Source organism: Massilia paldalensis (genome assembly GCF_044901715.1).
In the GTDB taxonomy this organism is placed as follows: domain Bacteria; phylum Pseudomonadota; class Gammaproteobacteria; order Burkholderiales; family Burkholderiaceae_D; genus Telluria; species Telluria paldalensis.
In genome coordinates this window covers 1,551,449-1,575,462 of the sequence record NZ_JBJCIU010000001.1, presented here as the reverse complement: position 1 = coordinate 1,575,462, position 24,014 = coordinate 1,551,449, and the positions used below count along the sequence as shown (strand labels likewise).

Below are 24,014 nucleotides of genomic sequence, written 5' to 3'. Positions count from 1 at the left end.
GGCTGGAACACCTGTTTCCGTATGCATATATTAAGAGTGTCTTGCGGCAGTATCCGATGCTATCCACTAAACCCACGGCTGAAGGCATTGGCTCAGGACACCCGCCAGCTCGCCTGCGTTGGACAAGCGAGACAGCCGCGTGCCGACAACCGTCAGATCACGGCATAGACACTTGATTTTACGCAAGATTGCTAACCATCAAGCTATAATCGGCAGATTCCATCGAGGACACCCGCTGCCACCCTGCCATGCCGTTGCGCCGCCCGCCTTCCGTGCCGCTCTTCCTGCTCACGCGCCTGCTCGTGTTCATGCTGCTGTGCGCCGGCGGCACGGCGGCGCGCGCCGGCGACACCTACACCTTCGCGGGCAATGGCGTGACGGGCTGCTCCCTGTCCGGCAAGACCTATACCTGCCCGGCCCTGCCGCTGCCGAACTGGGACGACAAGGTGGTCATCGCCAACGGCTACACGGTCACCGCCAACGGCGACGTCAATTTCGGCTACGACCAGGGCCTGTCCATCAGCGGCGGCGGCACGCTCAAGATCAGCGGCAACCTCAACATCGGCAACATCCGTACCTCGCTGCTGCAGGTCAACGGCGCCACGCTCATTGCCGGCAAGACCTTCTCGATGGGCGCGCAGATCCAGACGATCGTGGCGGACATCTCGGCGGCATCGATGAACCTCGGCACCGGCTCGCAGACCAAGATCACGGGCAAGGTCACGTCGACGGGGGCAGTGAACATCGCCTCGTACACGACCATCGTCGGGCCGGTGAGCGGCACGACCATCGTTACCAATTCGCCGGTGACGCTGACGGGGGACATCACGGCGACGACCTCGCTGTCCCTCGCTTCCTACAGCACGGTCAAGGGCAATATCGTTGCGCCGACCATCACATCGGGTTCGCCCATCACGGTCGAGGGCAACGTCACCGCCAAACAGAGCTTCCAGATCGCGTCCGGCAGTTCCGTGACGGGCAACGTCACGACGGGCGAACGGACGCTGGACGCGTCGGAGGCGATCATCAACGGCAGCGCCACCGTCAACCACGCAACGCTGAACTGGCACGGCAGGGTCACGGGCACGATCGTCTGCACGGGCGGCACCGCGCCGGGCAAGTGCGATTGCGTGACCAACGAGAGCGGCTACGACATCCGCAAGAACGCCAACAGCAAGGCGGAAGGGCCGTATTGCGAAGGGAAGGCGCAGCCGGCGCCGGCGCTGGACCATTTCGTCATCAGCCACGACCAGAATGCCAGCATCTGCGCGCCGTCCACCGTCATCATCACGGCCTGCGCGAACGCGAGCTGCACCAGCACCTACACGGGAGGCGCCACCGTCTCGCTGCAGCCGCTGAACCAGTCGATCACCATCGACAGCAGCGGCACCGCAAAGGCGGCCGTCACGATGCAGCCGCTGGGGAACATCACGCTCTCGCTGTCCAGCAACGGCGTGCGCCAGTCCGCAACCTGCCGCGTCAGCGGAACGACGACGGCATCGAATTGCGGCGTTCAGGTCAGCGATATCGGCCTGTCGCTATCTGCTGGCACGGGCAATGCCTTCATCGCCAGCCGGGACAATGCCGCGACCCGCAGCAGCCTGACGGTCAGCGCGCTGCGCCATGACGGTACAACGTGCAGACCGCTGTTCACCAACGCCAGCCAGGACATCAACCTGTCCTTCGCCTACGACAACCCGGCATCGGGAACCGTCGCGCCCATCGTCGCCGGCAAGAAGCTCACGGCCCAGCCCCAGGCGATCAGCCTGTCCTTCGACGACAAGGGCACGGCGACGCCGTCGCTCGCCTACGCCGATGCGGGGCGGTTCACGCTCGCGGCGTCCTATGCGGGACAGGGCTCGCAGGCCAAGGGCAGCGTCACTGCCGTCGCGGTGCCGGCGCGGTTCGATGTCGCCGTCACCCTGCCGGCAAAGAAGATCGCGGGCAGCGCCATCACGGCGACGGTCACTGCCAGGAACGCCGACGGGGATGCCACGCCGAATTTCGGCGCGGAGGCGCAGGCGGTGACTCCTTGGCTGGACGGGCAAAAGTGCAACCCCATGAGCGGTGAGCACGGGTTGAAGTTCGCGGCCGACAACAACGCGGTCGTCAAGCCGAACCCGGTAAACAATGCCCTTCCCGTGAAGCCGACGACGAGCAAAGCCGGCGTGCAGACGTTCGCGCTGCGCATGGACGAGGCGGGCGGCGCCAACCTGGCGGCGAGCGTGGATAAGTATCTCGACACGCTTCCGATCGCCGGCGCCTCCGGCAGCGCCCCGTCGTGCGCCATCGCGACGTTCGTCCCGGCGTATTTCGAGATCGGCGTCGAATCCGTACCACGCACGACCCTGCAGGACGGCGTCAAGCTGCCCCAGTACTATTCGGGCGAGCGCGCCATCGAGCTGAAGGTAACCCCGAAGAACCTGCGCGATCAGCCAACGCTCAACTATACCAAGGACGCCAAGGACGTCGTCCACGACGTGAACCTGACCGTACTGGACGCCGCAGGCAATGTGGTGCCTTCCACCATCGGCAAGCTCGTGGGCCCAGAAAAGACTTGTGCGTCCAGCGCGACCTCGGCGTCGGTGGTCTGTGCCGAACAGTTCGGGGCCGAGCCGTTGAAGCCCGGTGTCGCGCGCTGGACCGGCGGCTATCAATTCGCGGCCCAGAAATCCGCCCCGCTGACCGCGACGCTACGCGCGACGGAGGCCGTCGCCGTCGATCCCGTGAGCTCGTCGGCGCATGCGCCGGAACCGCGTGTCGTCATCCGCACCGGCCGCGTGCGCCTGTCGAACGTCTACGGCAGTGCCAACAAGCCGCTCTCGATGCCGGTGAATGTCGAATACTGGAGCGGCAATGCCTGGCAGCGCAGCGTGGAGGACAGCACGCCCTCGTTCGAGCAGCCGGCGTTCGCGCTGGCCAGCGAGGCCCTGAAGGCGACGACGCGCACCTTCACAGCGGTCAAGAACGGCGTGGGTACCCTCCTCCTGCAGCCTCCTGCCGGTTCCGGACCGGGCACCGTCCTCGTCGCCCTGAACCTGGGCAGCGACGACAAAACGTTCTCCTGCCTCGCCAACGGCAGCACCGCGCCCGGCGCGCAGAAAGATTTCCTGCGCGCCGTCGATCCATCGTGCGACGCCACCAAACCCAAGGATCCGTCGGCGCGTGCGACCTTCGGCATCTTCGCGCCGGAGCGGCGCCGCGTGATCCACATGCGCGAGGTATTCCGTTGAAGCGCGGGGGCTTCACCATGGTCGAATTGATCGCCGTGCTGCTGGTGATCGGCGTCATGGCGGCCGTCGCGGTACCGCGCCTGGCGAACCGCAGCGACAGCGCGGCGCTGTCCTACGGCGACCAGGTCGTGAGCGCACTGCGCCTCGCACGGGCCACGGCCATCGCCCATCGCCGCCTGATCTGCGTGAGCGCCGGCCCCGACGCCATGGTGCTGAGGATGGCGACGGCGCCGGGGGCCACGGCGTGCGACGCCGCGCTGGCCGGCGTCGGCGACGACGATTACCGCAGCAGCGCCGACACCGTCGTCAGCGGCGGCCTGGCGGGCCTGGCGAACGGACAGCCCAGGCGCATCCTGTTCCAGCCCGACGGCACGATCACCGATGCGGGCGGCGCGATCCTGAACGGCGCCGTCACGATCCAGGTGGACGGGCTCGCCGCCCGTACCATCCAGCTGTTCGGAGCGACCGGTTATGTGGAATAAGCGCATGGAGACCGCGCGCATGCGGAACCGGCGCTGCGCCGGCGTCACCCTCGTCGAACTGATCGTCGCCCTCGTCATCGTCGGCGTCGCCCTCGCGGGCGCCGTCGCCGCGTTCACACGGACGGACCGCGCAAGCGTCGAACCCGTGATCGTCCGGCAAATGGCCACGATCGCGGACGGCATGATGGAAGAAATCCTGCTCAAGCCCTTCTCCAACGACGCGGATACGCCGGCGCAACGGATCGACTTCGCGAAGGTCGCCGACTACAACGGCTATGGCAAAGACGTGACGGGCATCCTTGACGTCGAGGGCGTCGCCGTGCCCGGTCTGGAGAAGTATCGCGTCGAGGTCACGGCCAGCAAGCCGCCTGCGGGCGAACTGCTGACGGGCGTTCCAGACAACGACACGTTGAAAATCATCGTCACCGTGTCCCACGATAGTGTCGACAAGCCGCTCACGCTGACCGGCTGGAGGACCAGGCCATGAAGCGCACCCATGGTTTCACCCTCGTCGAGATGATCATCACCATCGTGCTGGTGGGGATCGTCGGCGCCATCCTGACCCTGCAGATCAAGCCGGCGCTACAGTCCTACCAGTCCGTCGCCCGCCGCGCCAACCTCGTCAACCAGGCCGATACGGCGATCAAGCGCATGGTGACCGACGTGCGCTCGGCCGTGCCGAACTCGCTGAACATGACGGCGACGCCTGCGGGCATCTGCATGGAGATGGTGCCGACCGTCGCGGGCGGGCGCTACCGCGTCGAACCGGATACGACGAACCCGGACGCCAGCCGTGCCTACGACCCCGGCGCGACCGACAAGGTCTTCGACGTGCTGACCGCGCTGCCGAACGTCGCGCGCGGGGACATCGTCGTGATCGGCAACCAGAGTACCGACGATCTGTACAAGACGAGGAGCAATATGGCCCCCATCAAGGCCATGACCGCGCCCGACGCCAGCATCGGCGTGGTGCGCGTCGAGCTCGAGACGAGCGCCCCGTTTTCTGCCCGCGACGACGGCGCCCGCTTCGTCGTAGTGCCGCAGAACCAGCAGGTCGTCGGCTACCTGTGCGCGGGGGGCAACGGCCGCCTCGCCGGCGGCGACGGCAAGGGCACGCTGCTGCGCACCGTCCGCAAGCTCACCGATCCCGGCCAATGCCCAACGGCTGGCACGCCGGCCGTCGTCGCCAGCAAGGTGGCGGACTGCGGCTTCGTCTATCGCGAGAGCGAAGGCGCCACGCAGCAGAGCGGCTACCTGCAGTTGCGGCTGGGCCTCGCGAACGGGGACGAATCCGTGACCCTGACGGCTGGCGCCCACGTGGAGAACGTGCCATGAAGCGCGCGTCGCAGCAGGGCTTCGCCTACATCGCCGCCATCGTTTTCCTGCTGGTGCTGGCCGCGTTCGCGCTCGCCGCGCTGCGCCTGCAGACGGCGCAGCAGGCCACGGTCGACGGCAGCGTACTCGGCATGCGCGCCGAGCAGGCCGCGCGCGCGGGCCTCGAATGGGCGCTCTACCAGATTCGCGACAGCAAGGCCCAGTCCTGTACTGCCATCGCCACGCGCACGCTGAACGACTTCGTGACCGACACGGGGTTCAAGGTCACCGTAACCTGCACGGCGAGGACCTACAACGAGGGTCTCGACTACAACGGGGGCACGCCGCAGGCGCAGAAGAAGAACGTCTTCGAACTGACGGCGACCGCGTGCAACGGCACGGGCGCGAGCTGCCCCGACGCGGGCAGCGTGACGGCACGCGATTACGTCGAGCGCAAGCGTTCGGTGTCCTTGTGCGGCATCGAGGGGAATGCGTCGGACTGCTAGGCGCCGTCTATATCGCGTTTACGGCGGTCCACGCGCTTTTTACGCCGTCTTTGTCGCGCCGGTCCTAGACTGGCCGGGTTCCAACAGCACAAGGAATCCCATGCACCCCGACCCCGTCCCCCTTCCCTCGCGTCCTGCCCCCTCCGCCATCGGAGGTGCACGATGATCGTCGCCATCGCCGGCGGACATCCCGATCCGCTCCACGGACTGCTCGGCAAGACCCTCGCCGACCTGCGCCGGCAGCACGGCTGCCGCGTGCTCCTCGTCGACGCCGCCTGCGGGCAGCGCCTCGACTGCGCCGCCGACTGCTTCGACGACGTGCTGGTCGCCGCCGGCGACTGCGGCTCCGACGCCTGCCGCTCGGCGCTGGCCGCGGCCCAGGTCGCGCTCGTGCCCATTGCGCCGGAAGAAGCGGATGCGGCGCGCCACTACGCGTTGATCGCGCGCCTGAACGCGGCCCGCATGTTCAATCCGGGGTTACGGGTGCTGTTCGTCGCAACCCCTGACGGGGAAGGCACGGCGGCGGAGGATGGCGTGCATGCCGTGCGTGCCTACGCTGCGGAAGTCATGTCCGGCCACGTGGCCGCGACGGTGCTGGATCGCCGGGCCTTGCTGGCTGGCCCCGCCGTCGGCGTGGATGGCGGCCTGGCCGCGCTGAGCATGGAGGTGTTCGGCGGCACGCACGCGCGCCACCACGCTGCCCATCACTGAGTGCCGCCCCGCCATCGCGTGTCGCGCTCGCGCGTGCCGGCCGTTACGATCCGGCACGCTCGCGGCGATGGCTGCGGAGGGAAGTTTTGGAGAAAAGACACGCTGTGCCCCGGCTGCCGCCGATGCGCACGGGCGCGTCAAAGGGGCGTGGCGCGTGCCACGGCGACGCCGGCCTTGGCCAGCGCCACGGCGACGGGCAAGGCGCACAGCACCAGCATCACGCCGATGCGCACGCGGCGGGCGCGCTGTTTTTGTTCTGCCAGGCGCGAAATACGGATTCCTGCATCATGGTTCATGGACGCCTCGTTGCTGTGTAATGTTTATGTATGATGAATGAGTCAATCATAATACGGCCTGGCCGGAACCGACGACACGAATGGCCCGAGCGCCATGCGTACCATCTCTAATATTTACGCATGGAAAGTATCAGAGTACATCCGGCGTCATGACAAATCCATGCGCTACAATCAGGGGCTGGCAAGTTTTGCCGAAAATGTCTGTTTTTTCCAACGCCCCCCTGGTACCCGACCATGCCCACGCCGCAGGAACGCCTGAAATTCGATAGCCTCAAGGACGTCCTGTCCCGCGCGGTGCGCGGCGCGCCGTTCGACGACCTGCTGTCCGGGCTGCTGCAGGCCGCCCACGCGCTGACGGGCCCGGATACCCAGGCCGCCATCTACGTGGTCGACGACGCCGGGGCGCTACTGCACCTGAGTGCCGCCGCCGGCCTGGCACCGGGCTTCATGGAGGCCCTGCGCATCGTGCCGGTCGATGCGGACCAGGCAGCCTGCGGCCGCGCCGCCGCGTTGCGCACCACGGTGGTGGTGCCCGACGTGCTCGCCGAACCGCGCATGGCGCCCTACCTCGACCTGGCGCGCGAATACGGCGTGCGGGCCTGCTGGTCGTTTCCGCTGCATGCGCCGGACGGCCACGTGCTGGGCACCCTTGCCTTCTACCACGGCCATCCGCGCAGTCCGGACGCCCGCCTGTGTGCCGACCTCGGCTACTTCGCCGACATGGCGGCGCTCGTGATCGAACGCCACCTGCGCGAACAGCGCAACGCCCGCGTCCAGGCCGAGGCCGACCGCCGCCGCCGGCTGTACGAGGCCGTACTGGGCACCACGCCGGACCTCGTCTACGTGTTCGACCTGGAGCACCGCTTCACCTATGCCAATGCCGTGCTGCTGCAGATGTGGGGCCGCACCTGGGACGAGGCGATCGGCAAGAACTGCCTGGAGCTGGGCTATCCGGACTGGCACGCGGCCATGCACGGGCGCGAGATCGAGCAGGTCAAGGCCACGCGCAAGCCCATCCGAGGCGTGGTCCCGTTCGACGGCGCCTTCGGCCTGCGCTACTACGACTACATCTTCACGCCCGTGATCGGGCCGGACGGCGAGGTGGAGGCGGTCGCCGGCACCACGCGCGACGTCACCGAGATCAAGCAGGCCGAGGACGCGCTGCTGGCCAGCCGCCAGGAAGCGCTGGCGGCCGCGCGCGCCGCCGAGGCCGAGCGCCAGCGCCTGGACGCGTTCCTGCAGGCCGTGCCGGTCGGCATCGTGTACTGCGATGCGGACGGCAAGGTCGTGCTGGTCAATACCGCCACGCGCGAGCTATGGGGCAGCTGGGGACGCGACGACAAGGGCGCGGCGCGCGGATGGTGGGCCGACGGCTCCACGCGCGACGGCCAGCCGATCGGCGCGCACGAATGGGCGCTGGCGCGCGCGCTGGGCGGCGAGGACGTGGACGGCGACCTGGTCGAGATCGAACCGTTCACGCCGGCTGCCGCGCGCCGCCGCCTGCTGTTGCGCGCGACGCCCGTGCGCGACGGCGCCGGCGCCATCACGGGCGCCGTCGTGGCCCAGACCGACATCACGGAGCGCGTGCGCGTGGAAGCCGCGCTGCGCGAGAGCGAGCGGCGTTTCCGCACCATCACGAATGCGATGCCGCAGATGGTCTGGACGGCGCGCCCGGACGGCAGCATCGACTACCACAACGCCCAGTTCTACCGCTTTGCCGGCCTGGCGACGGGCGAGGCCGAGGGCCACGACTGGGCCGAGCGCGCGCTCCATCCCGACGACCACGCCGCCGCGCGCGCCGCCTGGGTCCACAGCGTGACGACCGGGAACCCGTACGAGATGACCTACCGGCTGCGCCACGCGACGGGCGACTACCGCTGGATCCTGGCGCGCGCGCTGCCGCTGCGCGACGACGACGGCGCCATCGTGCAGTGGCTCGGCACCGATACCGACATCCACGCCAACAAGCTGGCCGAGGACGCGCTGCAGGCGGCCAACCGGCGCAAGGATGAATTCCTGGCGATGCTGGCGCACGAACTGCGCAATCCGCTGGCGCCGATCAGCGCCGCCGCCCAGGTGCTGCGCATCGCGCCGAACGACCCGGCCAAGGTGCGCAACTTCGCGGAACTGATCGGGCGCCAGGTCAACCACATGACGGCGCTCGTCAACGACCTGCTGGACGTCTCGCGCGTCACCCGCGGCATGGTCCAGTTCGACAAGGCGCTGGTCGACCTGCGCGGCGTCGTCGCCAGCGCCGCCGAGCAGGTGCAGCCGCTAATCGAGGCCAGCCGACACTCCCTCGCCATCGATACCGGCGCCGCCACCCCGGCCGTGCACGTGTGGGGCGACCGCGCCCGCCTGATCCAGGTGGTGGCCAACCTCCTTGCCAATGCCGCCAAGTACACGCCGCCGGGCGGGCGCATCGCACTGGAGATGAGCGTCGAGCGCGACGCCGCGACCATCCGCGTGCGCGACGACGGCAGCGGCATCGAGGCGGGCCTGCTGCCGCACGTCTTCGAACTCTTCACCCAGGGCAAGCGCACGCCGGATCGCGCGCAGGGCGGGCTGGGACTGGGGCTGGCACTGGCGCGCACCATCGTCGCGGCGCACGACGGCAGCATCGCAGCCGACAGCGCCGGACCGGGCCAGGGCAGCTGCTTCACGGTGACGCTGCCGGTGTCCCTGCAGCGGGAGGCCGACGCACCCCTGCCCGCCGGCGCGGCCGCCGCCAACGCAGCGCCCATGCACATCATGCTGGTCGACGACAACGCTGATGCCGCCGCCACGCTCGCCGCGCTGCTGCACGCGGGCGGCCACCGGGTCGCCGCCATCGCCGACCCGACCCGGGTCGTCGCGGCCGCCCTGGCCGATCCGCCCGACGCCTTCATCCTTGACATCGGCATGCCGGGCATGGACGGCCACGAGCTGGCGCGCCGCCTGCGCCGCGAAGCGCGGCTGGAACATGCCCTCTACATCGCCCTGACGGGCTATGGCCAGCCGCACGACCGCGAGCTATCGCGCCAGGCCGGCTTCGACCATCACCTGGTCAAGCCGGTCGATGCGGACGAGCTGCTCGGCTTATTGCGCCAGCGCGCCGTCCCCCAGCCGGTGTCAGCTGCGGTCGACGATACGCACGATGCGTCCGCCGGCGAATCCGAATTCCGATTCCCCGCTTAGCGCCAGCTCCGTACCCGCCTGCGGGCCGCCGGGAATGTCGACCGCCAGCGTACCGCGCCAGTCGATGCGCGCCAGCAGGCCATCGCCGGCAACGGCCAGGCTGGCGATGCGCTGTTCGCGCTGCGAGAACATCTCCTTCGCCTGTTCCGCCAGCGCGCGGAAAGCGTCGATACCGTCGGACGATGCCGTCATCTCTCCACCGGCCCAGTTCTCGAAGCGGACATCGGGCGCGAGCACGGCCAGCATGCCGTCGATGTCGAAGGCGTTGTAGGCATCGATGTAGCGCGCGACGAGGCCGCGCTCAAGGCTGTCGTTCATGTTCCCTCCGTCCAGCTCGAACCGAAGCGCCAGGCCACGGCCGACGCATCGTCGGCGCGCTTGGCGGTGAGGCCCGCGGCCGCCACGGCTCCCGCCTCGAATGCGCGCAAGTCGTCGACCAGCGCGTCGAGGCCCCGCTCGCGGCAGGCGGCGGCGAGCGCGGCGTCGTCGTACAGGCCGTAGGTGTCGACCAGGCGGTAGAAGCCGTCCGTCATCGCCAGCAGCTGGCCCTGCGCCGGCGCGTCCAGCGCGTGGATGCGGGCGGCGAACGGCCCCCGCGGCGCGAGGCACAGGACCTGCGGGTGGGAGGCCGTGTTCTGGTCGTGGCGGCGCGCCTGCAGCATGGGCAGCAGCCGTTCCCAGCGCGCCGCGGCGTCGGTCACGCCTTCGGCCACGAGCGCCGCCACCGCCGCCTGCACTTCCCGTTCCACGGGATTGTCGAACGGGTCCAGGTCGCGCACGCCAGCGGCGTCCTGCAGCAGGATCTTGCTGTCGCCCAGGCAGTAGAGTTCGAGCCGGGCTGGCGCCGTGCGGCCGCCCTGCGCCCGTCCGCGGCGTGCGCGCACCCACGCGAGCGTCGCGACGGGCCAGTCGTGCGGGGGAACGTTCGTCGCGGCCGCCACGGCGCGGTACGCGGCGCGGGTGCCGACCAGCGCCTGCGCCACCAGGCTCTCCTGGCTGCCGGTCCGGTGCAGTACGGCCGCCAGGTCGGCAGCGAACTGCTGCACGAACCAGGAGGGGTCGCTGGCGCCGGCGCGCACGTGGCGCTGCGCGGACAGCGGCGTGGCACCGTCCATCACGATGATGTCGAGGACCCCGTCCCGCTCGTGCACGGTGACCAGGTCTTCGTTGATGTGGCCCTTGCCGGCCGATGTCACGAGGCTGTAACGCAATCCGCCCTCCTTGTCGAGAAGTCGTCGACTACTATAACCCGAGCGCGGCGGAAAGTGGCCGAATGCGGTCGCAAGCCGGCCTTACAGCAGGTCGATGCCGGGCAGCGTGCGCAGCGACGTCTCGCGCATCACCTGCACGAAGTCCGCAAGGTGGGTGTCGTCCGCATTGCGCTTGCGGGTCACCGCGTACAGCCGTCCCGTCAGGCCGGCGGCGCCGATGCGCTGGCGCGCCACGTAGCCGCGTTCCAGGTAGGTATGCACGGCCCATAGCGGCAGCGCCGCGAACCCGCGCCCGCTCGCCACCAGCTGCAGCATCGCGACCGTCAATTCCGTCGTACGCCGCGGCGGTTCGACGCCGGCCGGACGCAGTACCTGGCGCACCAGGTCCAGCATCTCGTCCGGCACCGGGTAGGTGATCAGGGTCTGGTCCGCGAAATCGCGCGCTTCCATGCAGGGCTTGTCCAGCAGCGCGTGGCCGCGCGGCAGGATCGCCACGATCTCGAAGCCGAACAGCGGGTGGAACACGACGTCCGTCTCGTCCTCGTCGATGTCGGACACGATGGCCACGTCGGCCCGGTCCTGGTGCAGCAGGCCGACCGGGTCCGACTGGAACCCGGATACGATGTCCTGCTCCACGTCCGGCCAGCGCAGGCGCAGCGCGTCCATCGACGGCATCAGCCAGTCGAAGCAGGTATGGCATTCGACGGCGATGCGCAGCTTGCCGCCGCCGTGGCCCGCCAGGCGCGCGACGTCGCGCTCGGCCTGCTCGACGGCCGGGATCGTGGCGGCGGCCAGCGCCAGCAGACGCCGTCCCGCGGCGGAAAACGCCACCGGCGCGGACTTGCGCTCGAACAGCGTCATGCCATAGAACTCTTCCAGCGTCTTGAGCTGGTGCGACAGTGCCGACTGGGTCACGTTCAACAGCGCCGCGGCGCGCGAGACAGTGCCCGCCTCCTGCAGCGCGAGCAGCGTACGCAGGTGCCGTAGTTCGAGGATCGAAGTGCTCATGAGGGAAATTCATCTGATCAGAAAAATAATTCGTTTGAATTATGACGCCTGGCCGCCGATGATTACAAGCATCTTTCATCCAGAACCAGAAACATCATGATCAAATCTCATATCCTCGGTTATCCCCGCATCGGCGCCCAACGCGAACTGAAATTCGCCCTGGAGAGGCATTGGCGTGGCGAGGTCGATGCCGGTGCGCTGGAAGCCGTCGGCGCCGCGCTGCGGGCGCGCCACTGGGCCGAACAACGGGACGCGGGCCTGGACTACGTGACCGTCGGCGACTTCTCGTTCTACGACCAGGTCGCCGACCATGTGCTGCTGTTCGGCTGCGCGCCGTCGCGCTTCCGTTTCGACGGCAGCGCGACGGCCCTCGCGCGCACGTTCACGCTGGCACGGGGCGTGGAGAGCGAGGCTGCAGCGGCCGCCTGTGGCTGCGGCCAGCCGCACGGCGGCGCCGCCGCGCTGGAGATGACCAAGTGGTTCGACACCAATTACCACTACCTGGTGCCGGAATTCGATGCGGCCACGCGCTTCACGCTGGACCCGGAACGGCTGCTGGGCCAGGTGGCCGAGGCCCGCGCGCTGGGCCATCCCGTCAAAGTGGCGCTGCTCGGCCCCTTGAGCTTCCTGTGGCTGGGCAAGGCGCAGGGGGCGGGCTTCGACCGGCTGTCGCTGCTCGACGCCCTGTTGCCGCACTACGCCGCGCTACTGGCCCGCTTGAAGGACGCGGGCGCCGAATGGGTGCAGCTGGACGAGCCGATCCTGGGCCTGGATTTGTCCGCCGCATGGGCGCTGGCCTACGAACGCGCCTACCACGTGCTGCACGCGGTTGGCCTGCCGATCCTGCTGGCCACGTATTTCTCGCCCCTGCAGGAACACCTGAGCATGGCCTGCAAGCTGCCCGTGGCGGGCCTGCATGTCGATGCCGTGCGCGCCCCCGAGGAACTGGCACCCGTGGCGGACTGGCTGCCGGCCCACAAGATCCTGTCGGTCGGGATCGTCGACGGCCGCAATGTCTGGCGCGCCGACCTGGACGACTGCCTCGCCCGCCTTGCGCCCCTGCTCGCGCGCCGCCCCGGTGCCCTGTGGCTCGCACCGTCCTGCTCGCTGCTGCACGTGCCGCTGACGCTGGCGCACGATGCCGCCGTCGATCCGCACGTGCGCCCGTGGCTCGCCGGCGCCGTCGAAAAGCTGGCCGAGGTGCGCACGCTCCAGCGCGCGCTAACCGAAGGCGAAGAAGCCGTCGCCGCTGACCTCGCTGCCGCCCGCGCCGCACGCGCCGCGCGCCGGGCCAGCCCGCGCGTGCACCGTCCCGAGGTCGCGCAGCGCCTTGCCGCCCTGCCGTCCGACGCCGACCGCCGCGCCTCGCCGTACGCGACGCGCATCGACCGCCAGCAGGCGCGCCTGCGCCTGCCCGCCTTTCCCACGACGACCATCGGTTCCTTCCCGCAGACGGCGGCGATCCGCGCCGCGCGTGCCGCCCATCGTCGCGGCGAGCTGGATGCGGCCGCCTACGCCGCCGCCATGCACGCCGAGATCGAACACGCCGTCCGGCAGCAGGAGGAACTGGGCCTGGACGTCCTCGTGCACGGCGAGGCCGAGCGCAACGACATGGTCGAGTACTTCGGCGAGCAGCTGGACGGCTTCGCGTTCACGGCGGGCGGCTGGGTGCAGTCCTACGGCTCGCGCTGCGTCAAGCCGCCAATCCTGTACGGCGACGTCGCCCGCCCCGCGCCGATGACGGTGTCATGGACGGGCTACGCCCAGAGCCTCACGCAGCGCCCGATGAAGGGCATGCTGACGGGGCCCGTCACCATCCTGCAATGGTCGTTCGTGCGGGACGACCAGCCGCGCGCCGCCAGCTGCGCCCAGCTCGCGCTCGCGATCCGCGACGAGGTGCTGGACCTGGAGGCGGCCGGCATCGGCATCATCCAGATCGACGAGCCCGCGCTGCGCGAAGGCCTGCCGCTGCGCAGGGCCGGCTGGGACGCCTACCTGGCCTGGGCCGGCCGCGCCTTCCGCATCGCCGCCGCCGGCGTGGCCGACGAGACGCAGGTGCACACCCACATGTGCTATGCCGAGTTCAACGACATCCTGCCCGCCATCGCGGCGCTGGACGCCGACGTGATCACGATCGAGACCAGCCGCTCCGGCATGGAACTGCTGCGCGGCTTCGGCGCGTTCGCCTACCCGAACGGCATCGGTCCGGGCGTCTACGACATTCACTCGCCGCGCGTGCCGGACGCGGGCGCCATGCTGGATCTGCTGCGCAAGGCGGGCGCCGTGATCCCGGCGCGGCAGCTGTGGATCAATCCGGACTGCGGGCACAAGACCCGCGCCTGGCCGGAGACCGTCGCGGCGCTGCGCAATATGGTGGAGGCGGCACGGCAGTTGCGCCTGGAGGCTGGCCGACACGGCGCGGCGGCGCCGGCTTGATCCGGGAGTGGCGGGCCATGGTCGCGCACCCGCGCAATGCGATGGCGCTGGCGAGGTCTGGACGAACGAGCAAATTATCGAGACGCACGGGCCTACCCGCGCGCTTCCGGGCGCCTACAATGGCGGGCATCGATTCCTTCAGCGAGCACACCATGTCCCGCCTCACCGTCCATACCAACGACAGCGCCCCGGAAGCCTCCCGTTCCTTCGTCGAGAAGGCCATTGCCAACAACGGCTACCTGCCCAACCTGATCGGCGTGCTGGCCAATTCGCCGCAGGCGCTCCAGACCTACATGACCGTGTCGGGCATCAATGCCGAGACCAGCCTCACGGTGGCCGAGCGCGAAGTCGTGCAGATTACGGCCGCGCGGCTGCATGGCTGCGACTTCTGCGTCGCGGGCCACACGGCCGTCGCGCTCAAGAAGGCGCAGCTGCCCGTCGAGCGCGTGCGCGCCCTGCAGAGGGGCCAGGACACGGGCGACGCCAAACTCGATGCCGTGCGCGCATTCGCGGAAGCCGTGATCGCGCGCCGCGGCGCCGTCGACGACCGGGTCTACCAGGCTTTCCTGGACGCCGGCTACGGCGAACGCCAGGCGCTGGAGGTCGTGCTGGGCATCAGCCTGGCCACCCTGTGCAATTTCGCCAATACGCTGGCCGGCAGCGCCATCAACCCGGAGCTGCAGCCGTTTGCCAGCGGGGCGATCTGATGGCGGCCGTTACCCCCGGCGCGGCGCTCCTGCCGGCCGGCCTCGCGGACTGGCTCGACGCCCACGCCGAGACGCTCGACACGGATACGGCGCTGGCGTCGGAGGTGGTGCCGCGCCTGGCCGGCGCCGGCCTGTTCGGCATTGGCGTGCCGGCCCGGTATGGCGGCTCGGGCGGCACGGTGGCCGACGCCATTGCGGCCATCGCCGCGGTGGCCGAACGATCCTTGACGGCCGCCTTCGTGTTCTGGGGCCAGCGCGCCTTCATCGAATTCCTGCTCCAGGGAGACAACCAGGCCCTGCGCGCGCGCTGGACGGCGGACCTCGTCGCGGGCGGCCGGGCCGGCGCGACCGGACTGTCCAACGCCATGAAATTCCTGTCCGGGATCGAGTCGCTGCGGATCGCCGCGACCCGCGCAGACGACGGCTGGCGCATCGATGGCGGCATCGCATGGATCACCAACCTGCGCAAGGAAGGCTTCATGGCCGCCGCGGCCGCGGACATGCCGGACGGCGCGCCGCCCGCGGTGATCGCCTTCACGGACGATGCGCCCGGCGTCGTGCGCAGCCCGGACCTCGACTTGCTGGCCCTGCGCGGCAGCAATACAGCGTCCGTTACGCTGTCCGGCGTGCGCATCGGCGAAGCGGCGATCGTCGCGGCCGACGCGCACGCCTGGCTGCCCGCGGTACGTCCCGCCTTCCTCGGCATGCAGTGCGGCCTGTCGATCGGCCTCGCGCGCGCCGCCCTCGGCGCGGCGCAGGCGCTTTCGGGCCGCATGGCCGGCCCGCTGCCGCCGCGCATCGAGGCGGCCCGCGTCGCGCTGGAAGGCCAGGAAGCGACGCTTGCCGAGGGCGTGCTCGACGGCCGCTTCGCGTCGAATGCACCGGACCTGTTCCGGCTCCGCATCGCGCTCGCCGCCAGCGTGCAACAAGCCGTCATGCTGGAGCTGCAGGCCAGCGGCGGCAAGGCCTACCTGCGGCAGCACGACGGCTTCGCCCGGCGCTGGCGCGAGGCGGCCTTCATCCCCATCGTCACCCCGAGCCTGACGCAGCTGCAGGCGGCGCTGGACAAGCTCGACGCGCGCTGACGGCGATCGGTGACGGCATCGCGGCACCCGACGGGCCTGCGCGGCGGCCGCACGCCTCAACCCGCCGTGCGCCAGACTGAGTGGGCCTCCGGCGCCGGCCGGATGGCGCGCGCACTGAAGTACGCCTGCAGCGCGGCCGGCTCGCCGGCCGGCTCTGCCAGCGCCACGTGGCCGTCCGGCCGCACCAGGTAGACGGCGTCGCGCGCCAGCCCCGCCGCGGCGCAGGCCGCATCCCAGTCGAAACGCCGCGCCGTCACGCCTGCTTCGAAGCACGCTGCCTCGAAGCCCGGCTGCGGCGCGCCGTACACGTGCGCCTGCCAGGCGGCCCCGTCGAAGGTCGCGTGGTTGTCCGGTCCCGCGTATCCGGTCCAGGGCAGGCGGTCGCCGCCATGCACCCGGCCCGCCTGGCCTTCGCTCAGGACGCTGTCGCGGTAGTGGATGCCCGTCTGCGACACTATCCGGAACAGCGTCGCGCGCACTGGCTCGATGCCGTAGGCGAGCGAGGCGACCAGCGGCGCGATGCGGGTGCGTACCATGTCGGCCAGGTTGCCCTCGGCCGTCACGACGGAAAACACGCGGTCGGTCGTGTCGACGAGCTTGCGCGCGAAAGCCATGCGCTCCCGTTCGTAGCTGTCCAGCAGCGCCTCGGGCGCGCGCCCCTGCACGACGGCGGCCAGCTTCCAGGCCAGGTTGACGGCGTCGCCGATGCCCGTGTTCATGCCCTGGCCGCCGGCCGGGCTGTGCACGTGGGCGGCGTCGCCGGCCAGCAGCACGCGCTCGACCCGGTAGCGGTTGCTGACGCGGTGGTGCACGCGGTAGGTGGAAAACCAGTTGACGCCGCGGATCTCCACGCCCAGCGCCCCGAGCGCACGCTGGCGCACGTCCTCGAACTGCAGCGCGTGCTCAGGCAAAGAACCGTTCGCGCCTTCCGGCTTGATCGTGCCGATCAGGCGCGCCATCGCATGGCCGTCCTCGGAACGGGTATACGACAGGAGCAGCACGAAGTCGGCGCGTTCGAACGAGGCGTGGATCTCGCCGTCGGCGGGCGGCCCGGCCACGTCGACGTCCGCCACGTAGAAGGTCTGGTCGTAGGTACCGCCCGCGAAATCCGTGCCCAGCAAGTGGCGCACCTTCGAATGGGCGCCGTCGCAGCCGACCAGCCAGGCGGCATCCAGCGGCCACTCGCGCCCGTCCGGTCCGCGCAGGCAGGCGCGCACGCTCCCGTCGCGCGGCTCGACACCGACCAGCTCCGTGTTCCGCTCGACGCGCACGCCAGCCCCTTCCAGGTGGTGCGCCAGCAGGCGCTCGTGGTGGTCCTGCGGATAGATGAGCACGAAGGGAAACGGTGTCAGCGCGCGACCGGCATCGCCGAACGCGAGGCGCGCGCGGCGCCGGCCCCGGGCCCAGACGTTCAGGGCCGGGTTCCGCAGGCCCGCCGCCGCCACCTCGTCGGCCAGGCCGAGCTGCCGGTAGAACTCCAGCGTGCGCGCCTGCACGGCCATGGCCCGCGAGCCGCTGCCCGGCTGCGCCGCGCGGTCGACGATGCGCACCGCCACGCCCTGGCGCGCCAGCCACAACGCGAGCACCAGCCCCGTCGGGCCGGCGCCCGCGATCAATACATCGGCCTGATTCATCATCGCCTCGTCCGTCGTGCCGCCCATCGGTTGACCACGGTGGCGCGGCCAAGTTCATGCCGTATTGATGGCGCGAATGGCGTATTGATGGCGCACGCTTGCGAAAAACGGTTTCGCGTGCCGATCTGTAGAATGGAATTGCCGAATTTAATGAAAGGACCGCCGTGAAGATCGCCTGTATCGCCTGGGGCTCGCTGCTGTGGAACCCGGGACCGCTGAAGCTGGCGTCCGGCTGGCGGCCGGACGGGCCGCTATTGCCGCTCGAGTTCGTGCGCGACAGCGACGACAGCGACGAGCTGGCGCTGGTGCTGCACGAACCGGCACCGCCGATGCCGACCTGGTGGGCACTGCTCGACACCGCCGACCTGGACACCGCGCGGGAGATGCTGCGCGAGCGCGAGAAGATCCGTCCGGAATATCCGCAATGGGTCGGCAGCATCCCGAATCCGCACGGCCCCGTCGACATGCGCGTGTCGGCCTGGATGGCCGATCGGGACATCGATGCCGTCGTCTGGACGGCGCTTCCGGCCAAGTTCGCCAAGATCAGCGAGCGCGCGCCGAGCCCGCACGAGGCGGTCGCCTTCCTGGCGGGGCTGCAGGGCGAGGTACGCGCGCATGCCGAGCAGTACGTGCGCAAGATTCCGAAGGAGATCGACACGCTGTACCGCCGCGTGTTCGAAGAGCGGCTGGGGTGGACGCCGCAGGGATGAACGTGATCGTCGGCCAATCGGCAACGATCGTTGCTTGGGAGATCAGCTGCTGAGGTTGGCCGGAGGTGGCATCGCGAAGTGCTTGCGCGACGACAGCGCGGGTCGGGGAAAACTCGACTAGCCAACTTGCGCGATGTTGGTCCGCTATCGACTGCGCATTCAATCGGTGCTCGCAACACGCTGCTTGAACCGCTGTGCTGGCGTTTCGTAGTTGAGCGTTTTCCGCGGGCGCTCGTTCAGTAATCTCGCTACTTCGACCAGATTCTTCTGAGAGTATGTCGACAGGTCCAGTCCTTTTGGAAAATACTGGCGTAAAAGCCCATTGGCATTTTCGTTCGATCCACGTTGCCAAGGATGGTGCGGATCGCAGAAATAGACTTGGATATGGGTATCCAAGGTGAAATGTTTGTGGTCAGCCATCTCTTTGCCTCGATCCCAGGTCAGCGATTTGTAGAGCTCTTGAGGTAGCTTTCGTGCGTTCATGATGAGCGCATTGACCACCGATTCGGTGTCTTTCCCGCCCACCTTTACCAGCATTACATAGCGAGTCTGGCGCTCGACGAGCGTAGCAATTTGGCTGTTGTGGCGGCTCCTACTAGTGCCCAGGCATCGCGCGATCCTCAACAGTAGCGGGACGTTCGTTGATGAAAACAGTGTCAACAATCCTGCCATGATTACCTGTCTTTTGTGTGTGATGACGCGATCGGCGCATATTTCGGCTACGTCGCAAGTGCTCCAGTAATTCCTTTTTCAGAGCACCGCGGGCCTGAATATAAAGGCTGCGGTAGATCGTTTCATGTGACACGTGATAGTCCTCGTCACTCGGGTATTTCTGCTTGAGCCAACCAGCGATTTGCTCCGGTGACCATTGGACTTGCAGCTTGCTGGCGACGACATCTGCCAGCTTTGGATTCGTAACGAGCTTACATGGTTTGGGACGTCGTGCCCGATCCCAGGCACGCTGGTCGACTTGCATGGCCCGGTAGCCGTCCAGGCCACCGTTACGCCTGATCTCGCGACTGACTGTTGACGGCGCGCGCCCGAGAACAGTCCTTGGCACCAATCTGACCATTACTTGTTGCGCCTCCTGGCAGACTCTTCATCGGCTTTTTTCAAGAACGGCCACACCTCGAAGTCGCCTGCTCCGAGGAAATTTTCCCAATCTCCCTGTTTCTTTTTGCTCCATTGCCCAGCGGTGAACAGGTCAGCTAAGAATCGGTTTAGGCTGGTTTCGCTCCGCCGAAAATCATAGTTTGGCCACGAGTATTCTAGCTCTGTTTGAAGGAAAAGTATCCATCGAGCTACAGACCGCCGGTCGTCTTTCCCTAACGCATGCGGGCCGTCTGCACGATGGCGGTACATGTCATCATAAAGTTGCCATGCCATGTCCTGAATGACCGTAACCCCTCGGTCATCCGATATCCGACCAACGGCATCTTCCAGTTCGTCGTTTGTAATTCTTTTGGCTGCGTAGCGACGAAGTGCTAACGCGAGCTTATCTCTTGCATGGCGGTCAATCACTGGATTTATTAGCGCTGTTTAGGAGTCGTATCTGTCCGCCAGCATTGCCGCTTTTGGCCAAATACAGTCTATGAGCTAACATAGCAGATTGCCGAGCTAAAAAAGTCGCAGACTGTCACAGGGGGGCTGCTTCCGCCCCGAAGCGGACGTAGCGGCGCCGTCGGAAACACCCTCCGGTCCATTGACGAGCGGGCAGGCTGGGCGATCAGATGACGTGGGCCACCGAGGTTATAAGGAGCGCTGCCGGCACGAGCAGCGCTTGCGCCATAACGGTCCCAGCTAGCCGGCTTCCCACCAGCCAGACAACAGCCTTCCTGAACTGTCCTTCTGTGACCTTGCCTTCGATGACATCGTCTGTCATTGCTGACATGTGAGGATCAATGAATACGGCCATCATGATGGTGGCGCCGCCATTGATGATCGATGACAGTGTGCTGGAGGTGACGCGAACCGAAGGATCAAGGACGCCAGCGTACAGCGAAGCGAACACCCCGACCGTCCACAGGGCAGTAGCGCCGACGTTCAACAGCGTAATCCTGCGCGAGACGCCGTGGCCGGATCGAAGGTCCGTCATATTTCGTACAGCGGGTACGGTGGCGACGTCGCGGACATAGGAAAGCCCGCCCTTGAAAAAGCCATGAAGGATCAACTTGGGAACCGAGCGGTGGACCTGAAAGTGCATCACCGCGCGGCAGAACACGCGTTGAAAAGTTGGAATCAATAACGCACCTGACACGGTCGCTAGACTTGCCGATACCAGCAACCAACGAAAATCATTGAGTAGCGACGCGCTTGCAAGACCGCCCAGGCTCGTCTCGACGCGTTTTGCTAGGAAGGGCCCTAGGAAGGAGTTAGAAGTTCGAGACACCAGCACGAGGATGCTGAATAGAGCGAGGGAAACGGCTATCCGCTTCGTTCGGATACCGGCGATGCGCACCGAGTAAGCAAGCGTGCCGATGAGATGGATTACGAACGTAAGGAAGCAGATGAAAAGAAGTTGCGTGTCCAAGTCTCGATTTCCAATAGATCCATCACTGACATTTGCTTGCAACCTTAGGGTATAAGCGCGTAGGCTACGACCGCTTCTGCCCGAACCCAGCCTTTCGCCTCAGATGGCAGGCTGCCGTCCGCGGTAGTCACGAACGGTAAAGACCGGCCCCAACCGACCCCAAGGGGACCTAGCGAGCAGCGACGTGAGGCGTCGACTGACCATTGCTGTCCCATCCATCACGAAAACCGTGGGCGAAATCGCTGCAGACACCCGAAGCGAGCCAGAAGCAAGACGCAAACGTGAGTAGAGCACGGTTATTTTTCTTGAAACCGAAGCTCAGCAGGAAAACACCTGCAGTGAAGAAGAACAGCGTGGTGAACGACATCTTTTCCTTATCTGGACCGATTTGTATTTGTTGAGCGTCTGCCCGTACTTTACAGAGCGCTTCGTGACCGTCTGCTACTGGCCGAATGCGGCCATCGCCTTAGAATAGCAGGTTGCCGCCTGGGAAAAGTCACTAATGGTAACGAACGGCCGCAATCGACCCAAAGCGGACATGCAACTCTTCGATTTCAGGTCTTGATCGTCACACGCTGAAGGTCTGGATATTCCTGGAGTGGAACAAAGTCGACCTTCCACATGTCGAGTTCATACAGCAGTCCATTTGTGTCCGCGTTGAGCGCAATACTTACTGGAACGCCGTCGCAGTCCAGATACTCGGCTTCTACAAGACAGCTACCGAAAGCTCGGCGCTCGCCTCCTGCAAACTGAACGCTACCCATTCCGCCGTCGTCCATGTCGCGGACTTGAGCACGCTCGAGCTGGCCGAGCAGCTGCTCGCCGCCCGTCACACGTTGGAGTAGAGCGCGTACGAGTGATTCCTCTTCGAAGCGGAGAGGACGCCAGTCGTTTTGATTCTGGTCTGACACTGCGTTTCTCCTTCAGCTTATGGGGTGTCAGCTTCTGGCCGAACTCCGCCTCTATTGTTGTCTTTTGTGATGTGGCCGTCATTTGCGGCGCGTCTTCGCGTCCCGGCTGCACAACGCTTTCAACCGCTGTTCGCCGAGCGAGTCTGGGATCACGTCGGCTATGTCCCGCGGTTCCGGGAACTGATACAGCATGCTACCGTCGGGCTGATAGCCCGTCTCAGACAGCGTCCGTTGCGTTCTTGCCCGACAATCCACCTCGACCCTGGCGACCCACCCACTCAGAGACCCGCCGTTGTAGTCCGTTGGTACCGCCTGTTCGACCCTGGTCCATGCGATCCGTCGGTCGCCCTTCACGATCACGGACTTCACGTCGAGGTAGGAGAGTTTGCCGTCATCCGAGGTCGAAAAGTGGACCCACTACGCAGCTCGGGCGGCCCCGTGCCCAACGACCAGCGCCACGAGTAGAAGCACGCGCATGAAAAATCGAATTTGGAATTTGAGCATAGCTTTAAGTGGTTATTCGCTCCATGCAGTTAGCGATCGATGAGTAGCAACCTTTAACCGGCACCACACCCGTGTTGGCTGTTCGGCAACGTCCATGCCTGCTCAGTACCTGAGTTGTATGACGGTCCGCTCCTGGCCGATTGCGGACGGTCGGTACGGCTCAGTGTACTCGGCTGTTGCCTGCTGAGAAACTAAAGGGTTTTGTTAGGCACTCTTAGTCCCACCAGAAGAACCAGACGGGAGCGTTCAGCAGCGTTGCGGCGAGGACCTCGATCGATTCGGTACCCTGATGGACAATGTCGGCGCAGTAGAGAAACTGTTCCTTCGCCAACGCAAGCGCGTCTTCCGTGGTCGTCGGTGGGCGCGCCACCGTCATTTCGATGACGTCGGATGTGATACAGACGACCCTGGCGTCATATTTTTCGCCCCAGTATCGGAAAATGGCGGCATGCTCTTCCGCGCTCGGGCATTCATTCCAGCCACCGATGCGCAGGTAGCACGGCACCATCCACGCTTCGGCAGCGGGGATCATGGCGATGTGCACTTCGGAGAGGGGCTGGCCGGTTCTCATGTCCACGTGCGACGTCACGCTTTGCGGGGTTTCGGGATCGCCATCCGGCCACCTGGTCTCTTCGATTTCGTAGTACTCGGGGTCTGAATCCTGACGCTCTGCAAACCAGCTCGCGGTATTGATTGCGCGCGCAGCTTCGATCAATTCTTCGTCGGATTGGCCGTTGTTCATCTCGAGCGTCTCGGCGACGCGCTCGAATTGATCGGTGTCGCCCAGAATGATCGGGAAGCCCTCGCCAGCCGTTGCAAGTTCACGCAAACTGGCCAATGCCTCGCTGCCTGGGACCTGGTGTACTTCGAAAGGAAATGTCATCTAAACTCCAAATCTGCAGAGAGTCTCGTTGCAAGACTTGATGGGGCCTTGCCCATAAACTCGGGAACGACCGATTCGGACCGAATTCGGCCGGTCGAGTGAGCATAGCATTTCGCTCAGTCGGAAAGCTCACTGACTTTCACGACGGGCTGCACTCGCTCCAAAAGAGACGTTCATGTCACTCAGTAAAACGAGTCAAATTTTGGCGGATACCCTGCCAGGATCTCGCACATTGCCTTACCCGTTTCGTCAACTCGGCGGCAAGCACGTATCCGCGCTGTAAAGCCCATCCAACCGTTTATGTCCGGATCTGCGCCGCACTCTAGGAGCAGAAGCACTATTCCGAGGTGTCTACCTTGCACAGCTAGCGATAGTGGTGTTTCACCAATGGTCGCATCGTCGTTGGCGTTGATGAGTGCGCCACGTTTAATTAGTATTTCAACTGCCTCCTTTTGCTGGCCTTCAACGGCATGGTGTAGCGGTGTGTAACCCATGTCATCGAACAGGTTCACGTCGTATCCTAAGAGGATAAGCCGTCCAATCTCTTGGATGTCGCCATCTCTACCAGCGCGATGCAAACGCTCAGCTTCGAACCAATCTTCGTGATTGTAAGTCGTCATTGTGTAGGCGGTCATTGGTATCGAACCCTAGAACATCATTGAAGCCACAGCCAACA

General features: G+C 66.6%; 22 protein-coding genes and 2 pseudogenes. 11 read left to right on the top strand and 13 right to left on the bottom strand.

Features of this window, described 5'->3' with window-relative positions:
• Positions 1 to 248: 248 nt before the first annotated feature.
• The 6 genes from ACI1V7_RS06940 to ACI1V7_RS06915 all read left to right on the top strand — a co-directional run bounded on the left by ACI1V7_RS06940 (position 249) and on the right by ACI1V7_RS06915 (position 6,246).
• Positions 249 to 3,233, top strand: coding sequence for a DUF6701 domain-containing protein (locus ACI1V7_RS06940; protein WP_404531013.1), 2,985 nt, complete (start codon positions 249 to 251; stop codon positions 3,231 to 3,233).
• Positions 3,131 to 3,715 (top strand): pilus assembly FimT family protein, encoded by a 585-nt coding sequence (locus ACI1V7_RS06935; protein WP_404531012.1) that lies wholly within the window; start codon positions 3,131 to 3,133, stop codon positions 3,713 to 3,715. The genes ACI1V7_RS06940 and ACI1V7_RS06935 overlap by 103 nt, the downstream gene beginning before the upstream one ends.
• Before the next feature lie 4 nt (positions 3,716 to 3,719).
• Positions 3,720 to 4,202 carry a type IV pilus modification PilV family protein gene (locus tag ACI1V7_RS06930; protein ID WP_404531011.1) on the top strand — a complete coding sequence of 161 codons (483 nt, stop codon included), beginning with the start codon at positions 3,720 to 3,722 and terminating at the stop codon, positions 4,200 to 4,202.
• Positions 4,199 to 5,050, top strand: coding sequence for a type II secretion system protein (locus ACI1V7_RS06925; RefSeq protein WP_404531010.1), 852 nt, complete (start codon positions 4,199 to 4,201; stop codon positions 5,048 to 5,050). The genes ACI1V7_RS06930 and ACI1V7_RS06925 overlap by 4 nt, the downstream gene beginning before the upstream one ends.
• The gene (locus ACI1V7_RS06920; RefSeq protein WP_404531009.1) at positions 5,047 to 5,535 is read left to right on the top strand and encodes an MSHA biogenesis protein MshP; all 489 of its coding nucleotides are present in this window, start codon (positions 5,047 to 5,049) and stop codon (positions 5,533 to 5,535) included. The genes ACI1V7_RS06925 and ACI1V7_RS06920 overlap by 4 nt, the downstream gene beginning before the upstream one ends.
• A 162-nt stretch (positions 5,536 to 5,697) precedes the next feature.
• A complete protein-coding gene (locus ACI1V7_RS06915) occupies positions 5,698 to 6,246 on the top strand; it encodes a hypothetical protein (protein WP_404531008.1) in 549 nt (182 codons plus the stop codon).
• 137 nt (positions 6,247 to 6,383) lie between these two features.
• On the opposite strand, the gene ACI1V7_RS06910 is transcribed toward ACI1V7_RS06915, so the two are convergent.
• On the bottom strand, positions 6,384 to 6,542 hold the full coding sequence (locus tag ACI1V7_RS06910; protein ID WP_404531007.1) for a hypothetical protein: 159 nt from the start codon (positions 6,540 to 6,542) through the stop codon (positions 6,384 to 6,386).
• Positions 6,543 to 6,776: 234 nt separating this feature from the next.
• On the opposite strand from ACI1V7_RS06910, the gene ACI1V7_RS06905 reads away from it, so the two are divergent.
• Positions 6,777 to 9,719 (top strand): PAS domain S-box protein, encoded by a 2,943-nt coding sequence (locus ACI1V7_RS06905; protein WP_404531006.1) that lies wholly within the window; start codon positions 6,777 to 6,779, stop codon positions 9,717 to 9,719.
• Here the strand turns inward: ACI1V7_RS06905 and ACI1V7_RS06900 are convergent.
• The 3 genes from ACI1V7_RS06900 to ACI1V7_RS06890 form a co-directional block, all read right to left on the bottom strand.
• Positions 9,654 to 10,037, bottom strand: a complete 384-nt coding sequence (locus ACI1V7_RS06900) for a nuclear transport factor 2 family protein (RefSeq protein WP_404531005.1) — start codon at positions 10,035 to 10,037, stop codon at positions 9,654 to 9,656. The two genes, ACI1V7_RS06905 and ACI1V7_RS06900, sit on opposite strands and share 66 nt — an antisense overlap.
• Positions 10,034 to 10,930 carry a hypothetical protein gene (locus ACI1V7_RS06895; RefSeq protein WP_404531004.1) on the bottom strand — a complete coding sequence of 299 codons (897 nt, stop codon included), beginning with the start codon at positions 10,928 to 10,930 and terminating at the stop codon, positions 10,034 to 10,036. Before ACI1V7_RS06895 ends, ACI1V7_RS06900 begins: the two co-directional genes overlap by 4 nt.
• 81 nt (positions 10,931 to 11,011) lie before the next feature.
• Positions 11,012 to 11,938 (bottom strand): LysR family transcriptional regulator, encoded by a 927-nt coding sequence (locus ACI1V7_RS06890; RefSeq protein ID WP_404531003.1) that lies wholly within the window; start codon positions 11,936 to 11,938, stop codon positions 11,012 to 11,014.
• A gap of 96 nt (positions 11,939 to 12,034) precedes the next feature.
• Here ACI1V7_RS06890 and metE point away from each other — a divergent pair, with 96 nt between their 5' ends.
• From metE to ACI1V7_RS06875, 3 genes are all read left to right on the top strand, one after another.
• On the top strand, positions 12,035 to 14,374 hold the full coding sequence (gene metE / locus ACI1V7_RS06885; RefSeq protein ID WP_404531002.1) for a 5-methyltetrahydropteroyltriglutamate--homocysteine S-methyltransferase: 2,340 nt from the start codon (positions 12,035 to 12,037) through the stop codon (positions 14,372 to 14,374).
• Between the two features lie 152 nt (positions 14,375 to 14,526).
• Positions 14,527 to 15,081, top strand: coding sequence for a carboxymuconolactone decarboxylase family protein (locus tag ACI1V7_RS06880; RefSeq protein ID WP_404531001.1), 555 nt, complete (start codon positions 14,527 to 14,529; stop codon positions 15,079 to 15,081).
• On the top strand, positions 15,081 to 16,166 hold the full coding sequence (locus ACI1V7_RS06875; RefSeq protein WP_404531000.1) for an acyl-CoA dehydrogenase family protein: 1,086 nt from the start codon (positions 15,081 to 15,083) through the stop codon (positions 16,164 to 16,166). The genes ACI1V7_RS06880 and ACI1V7_RS06875 overlap by 1 nt, the downstream gene beginning before the upstream one ends.
• Positions 16,167 to 16,222: 56 nt before the next feature.
• Here ACI1V7_RS06875 and ACI1V7_RS06870 read toward each other — a convergent pair whose 3' ends face one another.
• A complete protein-coding gene (locus ACI1V7_RS06870; RefSeq protein WP_404530999.1) occupies positions 16,223 to 17,803 on the bottom strand; it encodes an FAD-dependent monooxygenase in 1,581 nt (526 codons plus the stop codon).
• A gap of 161 nt (positions 17,804 to 17,964) precedes the next feature.
• Here ACI1V7_RS06870 and ACI1V7_RS06865 point away from each other — a divergent pair, with 161 nt between their 5' ends.
• A complete protein-coding gene (locus ACI1V7_RS06865) occupies positions 17,965 to 18,510 on the top strand; it encodes a hypothetical protein (RefSeq protein WP_404530998.1) in 546 nt (181 codons plus the stop codon).
• A 159-nt stretch (positions 18,511 to 18,669) separates the two neighbouring features.
• On the opposite strand, the pseudogene ACI1V7_RS06860 reads toward ACI1V7_RS06865, so the two are convergent.
• The 8 genes and pseudogenes from ACI1V7_RS06860 to ACI1V7_RS06825 all read right to left on the bottom strand — a co-directional run.
• Positions 18,670 to 19,555, bottom strand: a pseudogene (locus tag ACI1V7_RS06860) (IS30 family transposase); the annotation flags it as partial.
• A 26-nt stretch (positions 19,556 to 19,581) separates the two neighbouring features.
• Positions 19,582 to 20,031, bottom strand: coding sequence for a hypothetical protein (locus ACI1V7_RS06855; protein ID WP_404530997.1), 450 nt, complete (start codon positions 20,029 to 20,031; stop codon positions 19,582 to 19,584).
• 205 nt (positions 20,032 to 20,236) lie between these two features.
• A complete protein-coding gene (locus ACI1V7_RS06850; protein WP_404530996.1) occupies positions 20,237 to 21,040 on the bottom strand; it encodes a lipid II flippase Amj family protein in 804 nt (267 codons plus the stop codon).
• 169 nt (positions 21,041 to 21,209) lie between these two features.
• Positions 21,210 to 21,407 (bottom strand): hypothetical protein, encoded by a 198-nt coding sequence (locus tag ACI1V7_RS06845; RefSeq protein ID WP_404530995.1) that lies wholly within the window; start codon positions 21,405 to 21,407, stop codon positions 21,210 to 21,212.
• Positions 21,408 to 21,594: 187 nt separating this feature from the next.
• Positions 21,595 to 21,951, bottom strand: a complete 357-nt coding sequence (locus ACI1V7_RS06840) for a DUF6984 family protein (RefSeq protein ID WP_404530994.1) — start codon at positions 21,949 to 21,951, stop codon at positions 21,595 to 21,597.
• A 78-nt stretch (positions 21,952 to 22,029) separates the two neighbouring features.
• Positions 22,030 to 22,356: pseudogene (locus ACI1V7_RS06835) on the bottom strand (surface-adhesin E family protein); the annotation flags it as partial.
• Between the two features lie 313 nt (positions 22,357 to 22,669).
• Entirely contained in the window at positions 22,670 to 23,338 is a 669-nt protein-coding gene (locus ACI1V7_RS06830; protein ID WP_404530993.1) for a DUF4253 domain-containing protein, read from the bottom strand.
• A 182-nt stretch (positions 23,339 to 23,520) separates the two neighbouring features.
• Positions 23,521 to 23,973, bottom strand: a complete 453-nt coding sequence (locus tag ACI1V7_RS06825; RefSeq protein WP_404530992.1) for an ankyrin repeat domain-containing protein — start codon at positions 23,971 to 23,973, stop codon at positions 23,521 to 23,523.
• Positions 23,974 to 24,014 lie beyond the last annotated feature (41 nt).

What these genes read in the sequence shown, in the direction of transcription:
- ACI1V7_RS06940 (WP_404531013.1), top strand. Translation starts at nt 249, where the DNA reads ATGCCGTTGCGCCGCCCGCCTTCCGTGCCGCTCTTCCTGCTCACGCGC.
- ACI1V7_RS06930 (WP_404531011.1), top strand. Translation starts at nt 3,720, where the DNA reads ATGGAGACCGCGCGCATGCGGAACCGGCGCTGCGCCGGCGTCACCCTC.
- ACI1V7_RS06925 (WP_404531010.1), top strand. Translation starts at nt 4,199, where the DNA reads ATGAAGCGCACCCATGGTTTCACCCTCGTCGAGATGATCATCACCATC.
- ACI1V7_RS06920 (WP_404531009.1), top strand. Translation starts at nt 5,047, where the DNA reads ATGAAGCGCGCGTCGCAGCAGGGCTTCGCCTACATCGCCGCCATCGTT.
- ACI1V7_RS06915 (WP_404531008.1), top strand. Translation starts at nt 5,698, where the DNA reads ATGATCGTCGCCATCGCCGGCGGACATCCCGATCCGCTCCACGGACTG.
- ACI1V7_RS06910 (WP_404531007.1), bottom strand. Translation starts at nt 6,542, where the DNA reads ATGAACCATGATGCAGGAATCCGTATTTCGCGCCTGGCAGAACAAAAA.
- ACI1V7_RS06905 (WP_404531006.1), top strand. Translation starts at nt 6,777, where the DNA reads ATGCCCACGCCGCAGGAACGCCTGAAATTCGATAGCCTCAAGGACGTC.
- ACI1V7_RS06900 (WP_404531005.1), bottom strand. Translation starts at nt 10,037, where the DNA reads ATGAACGACAGCCTTGAGCGCGGCCTCGTCGCGCGCTACATCGATGCC.
- ACI1V7_RS06890 (WP_404531003.1), bottom strand. Translation starts at nt 11,938, where the DNA reads ATGAGCACTTCGATCCTCGAACTACGGCACCTGCGTACGCTGCTCGCG.
- metE (WP_404531002.1), top strand. Translation starts at nt 12,035, where the DNA reads ATGATCAAATCTCATATCCTCGGTTATCCCCGCATCGGCGCCCAACGC.
- ACI1V7_RS06880 (WP_404531001.1), top strand. Translation starts at nt 14,527, where the DNA reads ATGTCCCGCCTCACCGTCCATACCAACGACAGCGCCCCGGAAGCCTCC.
- ACI1V7_RS06875 (WP_404531000.1), top strand. Translation starts at nt 15,081, where the DNA reads ATGGCGGCCGTTACCCCCGGCGCGGCGCTCCTGCCGGCCGGCCTCGCG.
- ACI1V7_RS06870 (WP_404530999.1), bottom strand. Translation starts at nt 17,803, where the DNA reads ATGATGAATCAGGCCGATGTATTGATCGCGGGCGCCGGCCCGACGGGG.
- ACI1V7_RS06845 (WP_404530995.1), bottom strand. Translation starts at nt 21,407, where the DNA reads ATGTCGTTCACCACGCTGTTCTTCTTCACTGCAGGTGTTTTCCTGCTG.
- ACI1V7_RS06830 (WP_404530993.1), bottom strand. Translation starts at nt 23,338, where the DNA reads ATGACATTTCCTTTCGAAGTACACCAGGTCCCAGGCAGCGAGGCATTG.
- ACI1V7_RS06825 (WP_404530992.1), bottom strand. Translation starts at nt 23,973, where the DNA reads ATGACCGCCTACACAATGACGACTTACAATCACGAAGATTGGTTCGAA.